Source organism: Rhodococcus sp. BP22, assembly GCF_014281965.1.
Lineage (GTDB): Bacteria > Actinomycetota > Actinomycetes > Mycobacteriales > Mycobacteriaceae > Rhodococcoides.
This window is the reverse complement of sequence record NZ_JACFTB010000003.1, coordinates 336,682-351,626: the sequence shown is the minus strand read 5'-3', so window position 1 is coordinate 351,626 and position 14,945 is coordinate 336,682. Positions and strand designations below refer to the sequence as shown.

General features: G+C 62.2%; 14 protein-coding genes. 8 read left to right on the top strand and 6 right to left on the bottom strand.

The annotated features are described in order from the left end of the window. Positions 1-168: 168 nt before the first annotated feature. Positions 169-981, top strand: coding sequence for a hypothetical protein (locus H2510_RS09015; protein ID WP_186627984.1), 813 nt, complete (start codon positions 169-171; stop codon positions 979-981). Between the two features lie 24 nt (positions 982-1,005). Continuing rightward, complete coding sequence (locus H2510_RS09010; protein ID WP_186627982.1) at positions 1,006-2,211, top strand: MFS transporter; 1,206 nt, start codon at positions 1,006-1,008, stop codon at positions 2,209-2,211. A 63-nt stretch (positions 2,212-2,274) separates the two neighbouring features. Here H2510_RS09010 and H2510_RS09005 read toward each other — a convergent pair whose 3' ends face one another. Beyond that, entirely contained in the window at positions 2,275-3,012 is a 738-nt protein-coding gene (locus H2510_RS09005; RefSeq protein ID WP_186627981.1) for a DUF1906 domain-containing protein, read from the bottom strand. 225 nt (positions 3,013-3,237) lie between these two features. Between H2510_RS09005 and H2510_RS09000 the strand changes: the two genes are divergently transcribed. Both H2510_RS09000 and H2510_RS08995 read left to right on the top strand, forming a co-directional pair. Further along, on the top strand, positions 3,238-3,816 hold the full coding sequence (locus H2510_RS09000) for a TerD family protein (protein ID WP_186627979.1): 579 nt from the start codon (positions 3,238-3,240) through the stop codon (positions 3,814-3,816). A gap of 136 nt (positions 3,817-3,952) precedes the next feature. Continuing rightward, positions 3,953-4,750 carry a hypothetical protein gene (locus H2510_RS08995; protein WP_186627977.1) on the top strand — a complete coding sequence of 266 codons (798 nt, stop codon included), beginning with the start codon at positions 3,953-3,955 and terminating at the stop codon, positions 4,748-4,750. Between the two features lie 122 nt (positions 4,751-4,872). On the opposite strand, the gene H2510_RS08990 is transcribed toward H2510_RS08995, so the two are convergent. Together H2510_RS08990 and H2510_RS08985 are read right to left on the bottom strand one after the other, a co-directional pair. After that, complete coding sequence (locus tag H2510_RS08990; protein WP_084346054.1) at positions 4,873-5,877, bottom strand: NAD-dependent epimerase/dehydratase family protein; 1,005 nt, start codon at positions 5,875-5,877, stop codon at positions 4,873-4,875. Further along, the gene (locus H2510_RS08985; RefSeq protein WP_186627976.1) at positions 5,877-7,271 is read right to left on the bottom strand and encodes a wax ester/triacylglycerol synthase family O-acyltransferase; all 1,395 of its coding nucleotides are present in this window, start codon (positions 7,269-7,271) and stop codon (positions 5,877-5,879) included. The genes H2510_RS08990 and H2510_RS08985 overlap by 1 nt, the downstream gene beginning before the upstream one ends. A gap of 58 nt (positions 7,272-7,329) precedes the next feature. Here H2510_RS08985 and H2510_RS08980 point away from each other — a divergent pair, with 58 nt between their 5' ends. Together H2510_RS08980 and H2510_RS08975 are read left to right on the top strand one after the other, a co-directional pair. Beyond that, entirely contained in the window at positions 7,330-8,625 is a 1,296-nt protein-coding gene (locus H2510_RS08980) for a WS/DGAT domain-containing protein (RefSeq protein WP_186627975.1), read from the top strand. Between the two features lie 60 nt (positions 8,626-8,685). Next, positions 8,686-9,540, top strand: a complete 855-nt coding sequence (locus H2510_RS08975; protein WP_261392821.1) for a PE-PPE domain-containing protein — start codon at positions 8,686-8,688, stop codon at positions 9,538-9,540. Positions 9,541-9,547: 7 nt separating this feature from the next. Here the strand turns inward: H2510_RS08975 and H2510_RS08970 are convergent, their stop codons facing one another. Both H2510_RS08970 and H2510_RS08965 read right to left on the bottom strand, forming a co-directional pair. Then, positions 9,548-9,910 (bottom strand): VOC family protein, encoded by a 363-nt coding sequence (locus H2510_RS08970; RefSeq protein WP_186627973.1) that lies wholly within the window; start codon positions 9,908-9,910, stop codon positions 9,548-9,550. A gap of 67 nt (positions 9,911-9,977) precedes the next feature. After that, the gene (locus H2510_RS08965) at positions 9,978-11,879 is read right to left on the bottom strand and encodes an alpha-amylase family protein (protein WP_186627972.1); all 1,902 of its coding nucleotides are present in this window, start codon (positions 11,877-11,879) and stop codon (positions 9,978-9,980) included. A 62-nt stretch (positions 11,880-11,941) separates the two neighbouring features. On the opposite strand from H2510_RS08965, the gene H2510_RS08960 reads away from it, so the two are divergent. Beyond that, positions 11,942-13,108, top strand: coding sequence for a winged helix DNA-binding domain-containing protein (locus H2510_RS08960; protein WP_186627971.1), 1,167 nt, complete (start codon positions 11,942-11,944; stop codon positions 13,106-13,108). 3 nt (positions 13,109-13,111) lie between these two features. Here the strand turns inward: H2510_RS08960 and H2510_RS08955 are convergent, their stop codons facing one another. After that, entirely contained in the window at positions 13,112-14,116 is a 1,005-nt protein-coding gene (locus H2510_RS08955) for an NADP-dependent oxidoreductase (RefSeq protein ID WP_186627969.1), read from the bottom strand. 269 nt (positions 14,117-14,385) lie between these two features. On the opposite strand from H2510_RS08955, the gene H2510_RS08950 reads away from it, so the two are divergent. Continuing rightward, on the top strand, positions 14,386-14,730 hold the full coding sequence (locus tag H2510_RS08950) for a cupin domain-containing protein (protein WP_186627967.1): 345 nt from the start codon (positions 14,386-14,388) through the stop codon (positions 14,728-14,730). Positions 14,731-14,945: the final 215 nt, after the last annotated feature.

The window sequence follows — 14,945 nt, the reverse complement described above, 5'->3', positions numbered from 1 at the left end:
TGTAACACGCTAATGTCCGGAGGCGGTCAATGCCGAGTCGCGCCCGTGCAGAATCGGACAACGCCCGAAAGTACCGGCTGTACAAGTCAAGGGTCGGATACATAGAGTGGCCCCTCGAGCCAACAACCGCTTCATGGCCCGTTTTACGATCAGGATGGGGAAAATCAAGTGCTTCGTACCGGGGTAACACGCAAAGTCGTCACTGTTGCGGCGGTGGCATGCGCCGCTGCGCTCGCGCTGCCGACCTTTGCTTCTGCAGAGCCAGCACCGCCTGCAGCCGAGCTGCCTCCTATGTTCCTCCCCGCTGCGGACCAGCCACTGCCGGACTACGCGCAGATCGAAGCACTTGCATCATTCGCCCCCGCCATCATGGGTGCCGCAGCAGGTCCGACCGACGTCGCAGCGGGCCCGCAAGGCGACCTCCTCGCCCAGGCACGTCAGCTGCTGGACAATCCCGCCATCCCTGAGACGGTGAAAGCCACTCTCACACGGGTCATCACGTTCCTCGACGGATCCGGTGGCGGCGGACCCGAACTGCCTCCCTCCGACGGGCCGGTCATCGCGCAGTTCCTCTACCCGACCATCGGTAAAGGCTGCATCTCGGACACGGCAGATTCCATCGGCACCGCGCTGGCCGTACCCGGCCCCGCGACGCTTCCGCCTCCCGGACCTGCTGCAGGTCACGCCGGTTTCGTTTTCACCGCCCTCGGCACAGCACCTCTTGCAGCTCAGCAGGAGTCACCGTTCACCGTGACGTGGCTCAATCTCGACAACCGTCGCACCGGGACCCAGGAGTTGACCGGAGCGTCCGCCATCAACCCGGGCGGCCCTGCCACGATCTCCGGTATTGCTGATACCGGACCGGGACGCGTCCTCGCTGTCGCATCCGGTTCCATTACGACGAAGTCCGCCGAAGATGCCGCTGCACCGGCGCGGACCTGCGGATTCCTTCCCACGATCGGCACCTTTTACGTAGCCTGATCATCGTGTGAGTAGGGTCTGCTCGTGAGCAGACCTCTCGCATTCGTTGCGATTACCTATGCATTCGCGGTAGCGATGATCGGCACCACGATGCCGACGCCGGTCTACTCGCTGTACCAGGTCGAGTTCGGATTCTCCGTTTTCGTCGTCACGATAGTTTTTGCCGCCTATGCGCTGGGAGTGCTCACTGCACTCCCGGCGTTCGGTCGTTGGTCGGACTCACTGGGTCGTCGCCCGATGCTGCTTGCCGGGATCGCATTCGGCATCGTCAGCGCGCTGGTGTTCATATTCGCCGGATCGCTCACCGCGCTGTTGATCGGACGGGTGCTCTCTGGATTATCGGCGGGCATATTCGTCGGAACTGCAACCGTGACACTGGTGGAATTGGTGCCGGACAAGTGGCGTGCACACGCACCGGCGATTGCGACGGCGGCGAATATCGGCGGACTCGGTCTCGGGCCACTACTTGCCGGTGTACTGGTTCAGTATCTGCCGCACCCGATGCAGCTGACCTTCATCGTCGACATCGGTTTGCTGATCCTGGCGGCGGTCGCGGTGTACCTCTCCCCCGAGACGGTGAAAGTTGCACGCGGAGCCAGACCTCATCTGCAGAGACTGTCGATTCCGGCGCCTATCCGCGGCACGTTTCTCCGAGCATCGATTGCCGGCTTCGCCGGATTTGCTGTTCTGGGCCTGTTCACCGGCGTCTCCCCGGGCTTCATGACCAGCGTCCTCGGCATCGACGACCACGCTGTGACCGGCGCTGTCGTCTTCGTATTGTTCGCCTCGTCCGCGGCCGCTCAGATCGGGCTCCGCGCTTTGGATACGTCGTTCGCGCTGCGGGCCGGATGCGTCGTACTGTTCGCCGGCGTCGTAGTACTCGCAATCTCACTGCTGACGGCGTCGTTGCCCCTGCTGATTCTGAGCGCCGTGGTGAGTGGAGTCGGACAGGGAGTGACGTTCAGCAAGGGGATGGCGACGGTGACCGCAGAACTACCGGTGGATCGACGCGCCGAAGTGACGTCGACATTCTTCGTCGTCCTCTACATCGCCATCTCGGTGCCCGTGATCGGAGCAGGAGCAGCCGCGAATGCCTGGGGCCTCGTCACTGCTGGGGTGGTGTTCTCCTGCGCAGTCGCCGCGCTCGCGGCCATTGCCTTCCTGCTGCTGGTACTCGAGTCTCATGGACGAGATTCGTATCAAGAAGCGAAGGAATCCGACAAGAACTGATAGATATATCCGGCGATCGTATAAATTACATCGATGAGATTCATATCGTTCTTCTTTCGAAAATCAGGCTAGCGACCATTGGCCGTAATCGGGCTTGAGAATTACATTGATGTCGACGCTGATCCCGTCGACCTTTCCTTTGTCGATCTGCACTTGATGTAAATGCGCGGCGGGGTGCCGGAAGCCTTTCGGAGTGCCCCAATTGTGCTGCCAATACCACTGGCCGAGCCCAGCAATGGACGCCAATTCGATGGTCGGTGAATTGGCGTAGATCCCGGTGTTCTCGGCTCCGACGACAGATTGCCAACCGAGGATGTACGGCGCGATCATCGTGGCGAATTCGACTGCGGTGGGATTGTCGTCGATAGAGGCGTAGATAGGCCGGTTCTGGGGTCCACCGGCGGCTCGATGCAGTTCCAGACCCCGGTTCGCATGCTTGACCCCGGCCGCGTATCCGCCTCTCCAGTCGGACGTCGCGCCCTTGCCGAACTGGTAGTTGGACACCACCTCGAGCCCTGCGTCGGTCAGCGCATCGGCCTCGTCGCGCTTCATCGGCTTGCCGAACATCCATTCGGCACCCGGCCTGCGATCGGAAACATAGCGAACGGCCCCCAGGTGACCTGCGGCTTTGATCGCCTCCGGCGAGGGGACCCCACCCGAGTAGTCGATCAGTGTGCCCAACCCGTCGGCGTGCGCTGCAGAACGGGCCCCCAATGTCGCCAATCCGACGGCAGTTGCCGACCCGACCGCCGCGTATTTGAACAACTCGCGTCGTGAAACGTGCACTTCAAGCCCCCACATCGATAGATCGCTTCGGCGTGTCGCGCCGCTGATTCATCTCGGCGCTGCTAAGTTTTCCGGTTTGCGTATTGCACCACACTCACTTCAGTACCGCTAGTCACTCCAGACTCCGGAGCATCATTTGCCTCTCGCTGCACATTCGCGCGACCGAGTACCTTCCCCGGCCCACGCGGGCACAACCTACTGTGGAGTCATCGGTTCAGGACGATCGAAGGAGAGATTTTCATGGGCGTAACGCTTGCCAAGGGCGGAAATGTATCGCTGACCAAGGAGGCCCCCAACCTCACGGCAGTATCGGTCGGTCTGGGGTGGGACGTCCGCGACACCACGGGCGGCGACTTCGACCTGGACGCGAGCGCAATCGGCCTGGACTCGAACAAGAAGTCGGTCGACGATCTGTTCTTCGTGTTCTACAACAATCTCCGTTCGCCCGACGGTGCCATCGAGCACACCGGCGACAACCGGACGGGCGAGGGCGAGGGTGATGACGAGAGCATCAACATCGACCTCGTGGCACTCTCACCGAAGGTCGAATCGATCGTGTTCCCGGTCTCGATTCACGACGCCGATTCTTTGGGACAAAATTTCGGCCAGGTCGTCAATGCATTCATCCGGGTGGTCGATCGAGCCGACAATCGCGAGTTGGCTCGCTTCGATCTCAGCGAGGATGCGTCGACCGAAACCGCCATGGTGTTCGGGGAGTTGTACCGACGAGGTCAGGAATGGAAATTCCGCGCAATCGGACAGGGTTATGCGTCCGGGTTGACGGGCATTGTTCGCGACTACGGAATCAATGTCGGTTAGCCGATTCGCGGAAATCATCGGTCCGCGGCGCGTATCGATTGAATAACCGAGGAGCTCTGGGCTTGAGAAGTGATGGGCGAGTGTGGTCGGATCACCACATTCGTAACATTGGTTTCATCAGTCACAGGAGCAACACATGTCGTCTCGGTTCGGTCGAATAGCTGGAACAGTCGCACTGTCCTGCGCAGCTTTGCTTGCGCTGCCCGCCACCGCGACGGCAGACCAGGCACCCATTGATCCACTGTCGCAGGCAGTGACAGCGCTCCAGCAGCAGGGCACCTCGGCTACCGATCCTGCGCTGGCCGCAGCGACCGCGATCTCGGGAGCCCGCACTGCGGTCGCCGACGACGTCGACGCCAATCCCCTCGCGGCTCTCGACGCTGCCAACAAGATCCTTACCGACCTCGGTATCACGCCGTTCTTCTACCCGACAGCGGCGATCAATTGTGCTGCGGTTCCCGGCGTACCCCTCGGCATCTCTCCCGCAGTAGCGGGAGCAGCGGGAGGACCTTGGCCGAATGCGAAGGCACCACTGCTTCCCCCACTCAACGCTGTCGAGAAGGGCGAGACGATGTTCGCCTTCCTACCGGCAGGCATCGTCGATGACTCGGCGAACAAGGCCGGCATGCAGGTGGCGTGGTTCAACGTCAACACCTTGAAGGGCGGATTCGCCGACATGGGCGGAGCCACTACGACATTCGTCGATTCGATACTCGACAATGCCAAGCTCGACCCCATCACTACCGAGTTGGTACGTGGAGCGTTGACCACTGCTATCGCCAAGTTGCCTGCCGCCGGGGCGCGCCTCGCACCAGTAGAGACCGGTTCGGGCACCGTTCTCGCAGCTGTGTTCGGCAATGTCGAACACAAGACTGCCGATGGCGTCAACAACTGCTTCTACTTCCCGACCGTCGGTTTGGTGAACGTCGGCTGACGCTCCCAACTATCGGATCGTGAACCGAAGAAATGCGGCGCCGCTCTCGCGGCGCCGCATTTTTTCTCGAACAAACTTCTACCAACACCCCAGGGTCGGAGCTGAAGTCACACGGAGCTCGGTCACAACCGTCCGACGCTGCGCAGGCCCGCGACCGTGGCATCGAGCGTATCGAGAGACCCGCGGTAGTGCACTCCCAGATCTTTCTCGCTCGGCGAATCGTCGGAAGGCGGCATCTGCGTGTAGTACTGCATCGCGGCCTCGGAAATCGGTGACCGAGACACGGGGGTCTCGATCGGTGACACCGAATCGACGATGTCGGATGCTCGTCCCAGCAGTCGCAACGCGACGTCGGGAACGGGGACCGGGAGGACTGTCGTCCCCGTGATCTTCCGCAGCATCTCGGCAATCGACCCGATCGGTATCCGCTTCCCACCCACCATGTAGCGACGCGGCCCACGCCCGGGTTCGAGTAGAGCCGCGTGCACCGCCGCGAGATCACGGACGTCGACGACAGTCCAGGCTGCGCTGCGTCCTGGCAGCATTCGCATTTTCAGGGCGGATTCGACGCCGTCGGCGGCTTCACCGAATTGGTCACCCGCAGGAGGGCCGAGCACCATGCCGGGGTAAGTGATGACGACCGGCGCACCGCCGTCTTGCATTCCGCGTGCATAGAGGTCGACCTGGGACTTGGTGCGTCCGTAAGCATCGGTTCCACCGACGACCGGAAGATCGGCGCGAAGCATCTCCAAACCTGGCCGAAACAGGGCCGTGAAGCTCGAGACGTGCACGATCGGATCCAAGCCGAGAGCTGCGGCAGTCCCGAGCACATTCTCGGCACCCAGCATGTTCGTCGCGATCATTTCCTCGGCACGAGATGGATCGGTAGCGACGACCGCTGCGGCATGAACGACACTGTCGCAGCCATCCATGGCCCGCGAGATCGAGTCGGCGTCGGTGATGTCACCGAGGCGAAAGTCACTGACGTCCAGGCCTATCTGGGCTGCGCTCGTCTGCAATCTGTCAGGATTTCTGACCAGGAAACGAACTTCGTGTCCGGCGTCGACGGCCGCCTTCGCGGTCCATGCCCCGACGAAACCGGTACCGCCGGTGACGAGCACCCGCATCAGCTCTCCTTTGTTCGTGTTTGTGCTGCCTTGAGAAGCTCTGCCAGCGACTCGCCCATCGCGTCGGCGAGCCGGTCCAGATCTGGTGTTTGTTCGCGGTCTGCGATAAGACCGATGTCGAGGCGCCCGTCGCCGGACATGACGGTGATGTTGAGACCGGCACCGTGCAAGATCGGTCCTAGAGGAAACATTCCGGTCACCTTGGCCCCGAGGAAATACAACGGCATCGGTGGACCGGGGACATTCGACATCACCAGGTTGTGCACGACGGGGTGGTGCTGGGCAAGATCGAGTGCCGCGTAGGCACGCATCGCTGCGGCAAATGTTGCTGGAGAGGCAAATTGAGCCCAGTCCTGCAACAGGGTCGCACCGATTTCTCTGTTGTGCTCCTTGCCGACCTCATGGCTCGCAGAGATAGCGAGCAATCGTTCGACCGGATCGTCTATGTCGGTGGCCAACGACGCGAACATTGCCGATACCTGATTGGTCCCCGGTCTGCTGCTTTTCTCGTGCACCGAGACCGGGACGACTGCGATGAGCGACTCTTCCGGTAGACCACCGGTCTTTTCGAGGTAGATACGGATTGCACCCGCACACATTGCCAGCACGACGTCGTTGACCTTGGCGTCGAATGCGTTCTTGATTTCCTTGACGTCGGAAAGCTTCAGTTGCTCGAAGGCGACGCTGCGGTGCCGACTCAGTGTGCCGTTGAATTGCGTTCGCGGTGCTACGAAAGGCGGCGGCATGGCCCGCCCGCTTCGAGCTCGTCCGATCCACCCGGTGAGGGTTCGTACCGTGGCGGGAAGAATACTGAGTGCCTGCAGTGGCCTGCTTGCGAAGGACACTGCACTTCCCACCGCAAGGTCGAAGTTGTTGACCGATCCGACCCCCGGTGATGGTGGAAGTGGTTCCGCATCCCGATCGATGCTGCACAGTAGCGAAATAATGTTCGCTGCCGAGATTCCGTCAACGGTCGAGTGATGCATCTTCAGGAAAATGGGGGTCTTGCCGTTCTTCGCCCCTTCGAGCACCCACATCTCCCACAGTGGCCTCGAACGGTCAAGGGGCTGTACGGCGAAATGTGCACATGCCGCTGCGATTTCGTCTTTGCCGGCGGGCGCGGGGAGGGTCATTCGATGGAAATGCTTGTCGATGTCGAAGTTCTCGTCTTCGACCCAGACAGGGTGGTCGAGATTGAAGACGCTGTCGTGGAGCTTCTTACGGAGCGTTGGAATGCCCTCCAGTCGACGCACCAGCTCGACCTTAAGGGCATCGGCGTCGTAGTCGACGTCATCACCCACCGCTTCGAGTTCGATGAGACCGCACACATTCAGTGGCTGCTCAGGAGTTTCGAGGTATAGAAAGCTCGCGTCCAATCCGCTCAACCGTTCCATTCGATTGACATTAGAACGCGTTGCAGTTTCTCGCTGAGATTTGGACTATTCTGTGCAGATGTCCGGACGTTTGCACCCGACCGACGCTCAGGCCTATTGGATGGCTTCGAAAATCCCGAACGACCAATTTCTGCTCTATTGCTTCGACACGAGCACCGCTGCCGTCGACGTCGTGGATCAACTTGTGTCGAGTGCCAGCGGTATCCCCGACCTCGGCATCTGCTTCGCCGACGCCTTCGGCTATCCACGGACCGTTCCGATGACCGTCGGACCACACCACGTCATCTCGCATACTTTGCCCGAGGGAACATGGACAGGATGCCTGCGAGCCGTCGCCGACCTGTTTGCCAGCCCAGTCGATCCGCTCGAAACTCCCTGGCTGCTACATCTTTTCGATTCCGTCTCCGGCGCCCCACGATGCGCAGGACCGGCACTCGTTGCGGTGCTACAGGTTTCACACGCCCTCGGTGACGGCCGTGTCGCCTCCTCGCTCGCACGACAGCTCTTCGGCGAGCGTGATTTCTCCGCCCCGCTGCACAACCCTCGCGGACGCTTCCGTCCCGTCGAGCTCATCACGCAGTCGCGTCGCGCCCAAGCACTCGAAAGGACACTCGCCGCCGACACTGCTGCGGGACTGATACCCCCGCAGTCGCCCGGCAGGAAGAAGATCCGAGTCAACGTCACCCCGGCGGGCGAGACAAGCATCCGAACCGTCGTCCGAGACCGTGCCGAGCTCAGCGGTCCAGGGGTTACGGTCACCGTGGGCGCCATCACGGCGGTGTCCATAGCGTTGTCGAACTACCTGCAGCGCTGCGGTGACACCGTTCCGGAGCGCCTCGGCGCGGAGATCACGCTGGGAAAGAGCGGCCCGCGGCGGGCCCGCAACCACTTTCGGAATGCAGGTATCGATCTCTATCCGGGAATCGTCGACCCGATCGAGCGAGCACAGCAGATTTCGGCAACGCTGCGCGATCGTCGGGCGCGTGCCGACCATCCGGCCATGGCGGCAGCGGCTCTCGCGTCCGAGATGGTGCCCGCAGTACTACTGCGATGGGGAATCCGTCAGTTCGACCCCACGGTGATACCCGACACGGTCACCGGCAATACCGTCGTGTCGAGTGTGAATCGCGGATCCGCCGATCTCACCTTGGGCGGTGGGCGCGTCCGATTCACCGCGGGCTTTCCGGCGCTATCCCCGGTCATGAGCCTCACCCACGGCGTTCACGGCATCGGCGACGTGATTACCATCAGCGTCACCTCGAGTGCCTCGGCGGTGGACGACCCGGATGTCTACGCAGGGCTCGTGCACGACGCGGTGGACGAGATGGCCGATCGCCTCGCCCGACCTGTTTGACAGACTCTTCTCAGCATTGTGCGGGTACTGGCCTCAGACTCCTCGCGCATGCTCGTAGATATGACTCAGATGACGGTTCTTGCGGTCGGTGGCACCGGGGAATCTCACCCGGACGACGACCGTACCGAGGTCTCCGGGCTGCTGAGCAGCGTCACCGGCGAATTGGATGAAAGATTCGACGGAAGGTGGGTCGGCTACCCCGCGTCGTATGGTCCGGTGGCAGTCGGTGGCCTCAGCTTCTCGCACAGCACCGAACTCGGTGTCCGAAGTCTGATCTCGGCGATCCAGGTAACCACGGGACCGATTGCACTCATCGGCTATTCCCAGGGCTGTTCGGTCATTCGTGAGGTGTTGGGTCTTCTCGCACGCGGGGAGGTGCACCTTCCTGCCGTCGCCGCCGCCGGGTTGATCTCCGATCCCCAACAACCTGCGGGCGCTGTGCCCGCCTGCTCGGGACGCGGGGTTGCCGGGGACGGACCGACGCTTCCGGACTCGGTCGCGGTGATCTGGATCGGGCAACCCGCGGACATGATCTGCAATGCAAGCGACGACAGCTACATTCGCGACATCGCCGACCTGACCCGGTGGATGTCTTTTCGCACTCCAAAACTGTGGCTACAACAGCTGTGGATACTGTTGCGTAGCAATGGTTTTCAAAATGCTGCCAAGACACACCTGTCGCCGAAGCAGTGGCGGACAGACATACGACGCCTGCGCGTCGCCGCCACCGAGCTCAGCGGATATCTACCCAGGACATTGGTATGGCGGAAGTGGCGCATATCCAATCCGTCCGGCGATCGCCACACCGCCTACGCGAGTGAACCTCTCGATGCGAGCGGTCTGACCGGTTGCCAAATCTTGGCGCAGTGGCTGCAGGTACAGGCAACGATGGCCCCGGTGTCATACGCAGCGTGAGTCTAGGTCAGCGCAGGCACAGACAGAAGAGATGACCGACGGGATCGCGGAAGACGGTGAAACTCGGCTGATCGAGTGGCCCGGTCACTTTCGTGGCGCCGAGTCCCACGACGAATTCCTCGGAGGCGGCCATGTCGTCGACGACCAGATCCAAGTGAGTCTTGATCCCCTCCGACGGCCATTCCAGCGGAACAAAGTCCTCGGCCAGCTGAAACGCCAATTTGAGATTGCCCGGGCCTTGGAGAATCGTCCAATCCTTCTCGGATCGGACGATGTTCCACCCGAGCATCTTGCCGTAGAACCCGGCCAGTGCTGCGGTGTCCGGGCAGTCGAGGACGAGGTAGTCCATGTCGATCGCAGGTCGTGTCATGGGTGACAGCGTAATGAAAAGAATGTCTCCAGTGGCCGAAGGGCGGCGGTTCCGGTGATACGCGCAGTCAGATGATCCACCATGCGGCGTAGGGCGGCATCCATACCGAGCCGAACTCGTCGGCCATCAAATCGTGCTGTGCGAGAACTTCCCGAGGATGTTCGATGCCGAGATCGAGCACATGCGAGTACGGAAACGGCCGATGCTCGGCGGTCATGTTGAAGAGTGCGACGAGGGTGCCACTGGGGTGGCGTCGACGGACCACCAAGAGGCCGTCGTCGAAGTCGGTCGGCAGGTCCACCGGCGCCTCGGCGTGCAACATCGGTAGCCCTGCGCGCACCCGGGCGATGCGCGCGATCCCGTCGAACACGCGTTGCTCGTCGGTGCCGGCTATCAGGCGTCGCGCGCGGTCTTCGTCGGTGATGCGGGGACGGTGGACCCAGCGATTGTCGTCGCCGTGCCGGGGTTCGGCGGCCCACTCCGCGTCACCGGGGGATCCCAGTTCGTCTCCGCTCCACACGACGGGGATGCCACCCCACACCGAGATGACGGCGTGCGTGAGAAATATACGGGCGAACGCTCCGTCCGGGTCCAGCCTCGACGGGCCGAGTCCGGTCAATGCTGCTGCGGTGCCGCTGATTCGGCGGTCATCGGTCTTTTCGTTGTATTGAAATACGAGCCCTTCGGCCCAGGACCCATCGAATGCACCGCTGTACCACTCGGCGAGAAAGTGACGGTGCCCTGCGCCCGTCAACCCCAGTGCGGTGGCGTCGCCGTCGTCGATCGCCCAGCCGATGTCGTCGTGGGATCGGACGTACGTCACCCAGGTGCCGCTCGGCGGCGTCGGGGGCAGCGACGCGAGGACGTGCCGAGCCAGCGCTGTACTGCCGGTCGCCAGCATCGACCACACCTGCACCATCAGACTGTTGTGGTACGCGATGTCGGAGACCCGACCGGTGTGCTGACCGAGACCGAGGTAGGGCATCAGATCCCGGGGCCCGACGATCGCTTCGGCCTTGAACAGCACGGCCGGCGCAGCGAGCCGTGCTGTTGCCCGCAGGGCCTGGGTGATGGCGTGGACCTCGGGCTGGTTCTGACAATTGGTTCCGAGCCGCTTCCACAGAAACGCAATCGCGTCCAACCGAAGAACTTCGACGCCGAGGTTCGCAAGGTGCATGACGATGTCTGCAAACTCGAGCAGCACATTCGGATTGGCCCAGTTCAGGTCCCATTGCCACTCGTTGAAAGTGGTCCACACCCACTCCCCCATGTGGTCGTCGAAGGTGAAGCTGCCCGGCGCGAAGTCGGGAAACACCTCGGGCAGCGTACGTTCGAACGAATCCGGTGTACTCCGATCGGGGTAGATCAAGAAGTAGTCACGGAACTTGTGGTCGCCGGAACGCGCTTTCTCTGCCCACTCATGCTCGCGGGCAACATGATTGACGACGAGATCGACGACGAGGCTGATGTCACGCTCACGCAGCGTTCTCGCCAGTGCGCTCAGGTCCTCATTGGTTCCCAGGTCGGGGCGGACCGATCGGTAGTCCATGACTGCATAGCCGCCGTCGTTGTCTCCTGGCCGTGTCGCCAGTAGCGGCATCAGGTGCAGATACGTCACGCCCAGGTCGGCGAGATGATCGAGTCGCTGCCCGAGACCCGTCAATGTGTCGCCGTACCGATCGACATAACAGGCGTAGCCGAACATGTCCGGTCGTTGAAACCAGTCGGGCCGAAGAAGCCTGAGTTCATCCAACCGGTGCAACTCCGGCGGGCGCTGCGCGAAGCCTCTCGCTGCGACTTCCACCAGGCGGGACACCACAACGTCCGGCTCCTGGTAGATCGTGGTGACAGCGTCGTGCAGATCGGGCCACCACAGTTCGTACCTAAGCTGAAAGGTTTCTCGTCGGTGAGCCGGGAGGCCCGCCAGGATCTCGAGCGTAGCTGCGGAGTGGGCCGGCGCGACAACCATGCCTGCATCATGGCACGAAGGAGTTGCCGCTGCCCTCGAGATCGAAGAGGCACACTGTCGGAGTGAAGATCACCGACGCACAGCGCCGAGCCCATCTGGCCACCCGTCACTTCGCGGACTCCCCCACCGCCGAGGACGTCGTCTCTTCGCTGCTGGCCTTGCACGCTACCGACCCTGCGACGGTCTACTTGTCGGTGCTCGCACGTGCTCGATCGCTGTCCTTCGAAGATGTCCGCACCGCCATGTACGATCGACGAAACCTTGTGCGGCTCATGGCGATGCGCCGCACCCTGTTCGTAGTCGCGCACGACGACGTCCCGATCATCCATGCGGCAGCAAGCGTCGGGGTGGCCCGAACAATGCGCGCGAGACTGATCAAAGAGGTGTCGACGCTTCCGACCGAACCCGTCATCGAGGATGTGCAGGGTTGGCTCGATGACGTCGAGAAACAGGCAGGGGATGCGTTGAGGGCCGCCGGCTCGGCGACGGGTGCAGAGTTGTCGTCTGCGGCGCCGCTGCTGAGGACCGCGCTACTTCCCACGACCGACAAGGCATACGACGTCAAGCGCTATGTGACTTCGCAGGTGTTGTCGATGATGGCCGCCGAAGGGCGCATGGTGCGCGTGGAACCTCGCGGTTCGTGGACATCCCGTAGGCACGCATGGGCACCGATCGATCAGTGGTGGCCGGGCGGTATTCCGCCTCTCGACGAGGCCGAGAGCCGCCGCGAGCTGGCACGACGCTGGTTCGACGTGTTCGGGCCCGCCACGCTCGACGATGTTCAGTGGTGGACCGGGTGGAACAAAACTCAGACACGGGCCGCAGTTGCCGACCTCGACACCGTCGAAGTGGAACTCGACGCCGGCGATGGGATCATGCTGGCCGACACGGTCTTGCAGAAGGGCGGGACCGGGGTGATGCTGCTTCCCGCGCTCGATCCCACACCAATGGGGTGGAAGCACCGCAACTGGTACCTCGGCGCCCACAAAGCTCCACTGTTCGACACGTACGGCAACATCGGTCCGACGATCTGGTCGGATGGCCGCATCGTCGGCGGCTGGGCCGTCACACCCGCCGGTGAGGTAGTGACCGAACTGTTCGAGGACATCGGTCCGGAAGTCGAGGCGATTGCCGCCGAGGCAGGAAGGATCACCGACCTGCTCGACGGGAGCGCGGTTGTCCCCAGCTTCCCTACCCCGCTGGAGAAGCGGCTTCGGGGGAAGAAGTAGCAGCTAGCTCTGAAGCTGCGACGGGACCGACACGATCACCCGGCCCGAGCTGCCGCCGGTCAGAAGTGACACGAACGCCTCGGGAATGCGATCGATCCCATCGAATACCGTGTGCAGGCTGCGGACTTTGCCCTCGCGCAACCAACCACCGACCTCGGTTTCGAACTGGTCGCGAAGATCCTCGTGTGACGTGACAGCGAAGCCCTTCATGGTGAGTTCCTGGTAGATGAGCCTGCGATAGTTTGCCGGACCGCCGCCGTTTCCCATGGCACCGCAGATCACCGCTCGTCCGCCGAAGTTCAGTACCTCGAGCGCGGCTTCGAGTTGCTCGCCGCCGACGTTGTCGTAGTAGAGGTCGATGCCGTCGGGCGCAGCATCGCGCAAAAGATCGACCGCAGGGCCGTCATGTCGATTGATGGCTTTGTCCGCGCCGAGTGTGTCTGTGAGGAGCACGACCTTGTCGTTGGAGCCGGCGACACCGATGACCGTTGCTCCACGCGCCTTGGCGAACTGTACGACGCAGCTGCCCACTCCGCCTGCCGCGCCGGAGACGTAGACGACGTCCTCGGGCTGCACATCACCGACGTGAATCAACCCGGTGTATGCGGTGAAACCGACGTGCCCGAGAACCGTGAGATGAGCGTCGAGGCCCGCATTCGGCTCCGTGTCGGTAATCTTGCGCAGCTCATCGGCTTCCACGACAGTGGTCGTGCACCAAGGGACCTTGCCGACGGCGAGGTCCCCGGGCTGAAAACGCTCGACGCGCGACTCGAGCACTTCGACTACCGCGTCACTGGACGGGACATCACCGACGCCGATCCCAGGCCCGTATGCCGTGCCTTCACCGCCGAGGCGGTGAGCAAGCCCCGCGTTGAGGCCGAGACGCCTGACACCAACCAGAACCTGCGTCTTTGTCGGTGAAGGGACTTCTGTGTCGAACACGCCGAAGTTCTCCGCGCGGACATTTCCATCCGGCAGCGCCGTCAACCGCACTTCTCGACCGAGCATATTTCGACTGTACTGAGTCGGTCGTGGTCCGCGGAGTAATCGATTCAGGCTGCAGCGCGGACGTTTCTTACACATCCAACTAGAAACAGTTGTCGCGCTTTTACTTTCAATCGTCGCCGCTGCGAGGAAGCAAGGCGGAGAACGCCGACTCGGCTAGCAAGTCCTCTGACCGCTGCAGACTGGACACGGGCGGGATAATTGGCGAATACGCATCGACATCAGCAGATTGAGGTTGTCTTTGTGGGTTCTGCGCACGAGAGGACAGGACGATGAGGGAAGAGCAGCTGGGGCCAGAGACGAAGGGGGTCGTCGTCGAGTTGTTGTCGACGGTTGACCTCGGCTCCGAGATCCAGGGCATGGACGGGTGGCAGTTGCGCACGCGCATGGTGACCATGGAGCCCGGGGGTGTTTTCGGCCCGGTACATGACCACAAAGGCAGGCCAGGAACGGTCTACGTGCTGCAGGGAACGATCACGGACCATCGCGACGGGATCACCACCGAGTACGGCCCGGGTATGGGTTGGCCCGAAGACCGGAACACGCTCCACTGGCTGGAGAACAGAGGGGAAATTCCGGCTGTGGAGATTTCGGTCGATGTAGTCAGGAGGCAGTAGGCCTCCCCTCGCCAAGTGGACACCAGCACCGAAGTAGCCCTGCGTTGACGCGATACCTGAACTCGTTCGACGACTGAGCGATGATGCACATTCCGAATGCCGATTGGCCGGTCGGCGGCGAGGAGCCACACGCGGTGATGCGTGACATCCACGAAGACCCGCATCTTCGTGGATGAACAGACGTCCTTGGCGAACACCCCGTAGTCCCAGGTCCG

Excerpts from the sequence above, each read along its gene's own strand:
- H2510_RS08950 (WP_186627967.1), top strand. The coding sequence starts at position 14,386 with ATGAGGGAAGAGCAGCTGGGGCCAGAGACGAAGGGGGTCGTCGTCGAG.
- H2510_RS09005 (WP_186627981.1), bottom strand. The coding sequence starts at position 3,012 with ATGTGGGGGCTTGAAGTGCACGTTTCACGACGCGAGTTGTTCAAATAC.
- H2510_RS08975 (WP_261392821.1), top strand. The coding sequence starts at position 8,686 with ATGACTCAGATGACGGTTCTTGCGGTCGGTGGCACCGGGGAATCTCAC.
- H2510_RS08965 (WP_186627972.1), bottom strand. The coding sequence starts at position 11,879 with ATGGTTGTCGCGCCGGCCCACTCCGCAGCTACGCTCGAGATCCTGGCG.
- H2510_RS08980 (WP_186627975.1), top strand. The coding sequence starts at position 7,330 with ATGTCCGGACGTTTGCACCCGACCGACGCTCAGGCCTATTGGATGGCT.
- H2510_RS08970 (WP_186627973.1), bottom strand. The coding sequence starts at position 9,910 with ATGACACGACCTGCGATCGACATGGACTACCTCGTCCTCGACTGCCCG.
- H2510_RS08985 (WP_186627976.1), bottom strand. The coding sequence starts at position 7,271 with ATGGAACGGTTGAGCGGATTGGACGCGAGCTTTCTATACCTCGAAACT.
- H2510_RS09000 (WP_186627979.1), top strand. The coding sequence starts at position 3,238 with ATGGGCGTAACGCTTGCCAAGGGCGGAAATGTATCGCTGACCAAGGAG.
- H2510_RS08995 (WP_186627977.1), top strand. The coding sequence starts at position 3,953 with ATGTCGTCTCGGTTCGGTCGAATAGCTGGAACAGTCGCACTGTCCTGC.
- H2510_RS08990 (WP_084346054.1), bottom strand. The coding sequence starts at position 5,877 with ATGCGGGTGCTCGTCACCGGCGGTACCGGTTTCGTCGGGGCATGGACC.
- H2510_RS08955 (WP_186627969.1), bottom strand. The coding sequence starts at position 14,116 with ATGCTCGGTCGAGAAGTGCGGTTGACGGCGCTGCCGGATGGAAATGTC.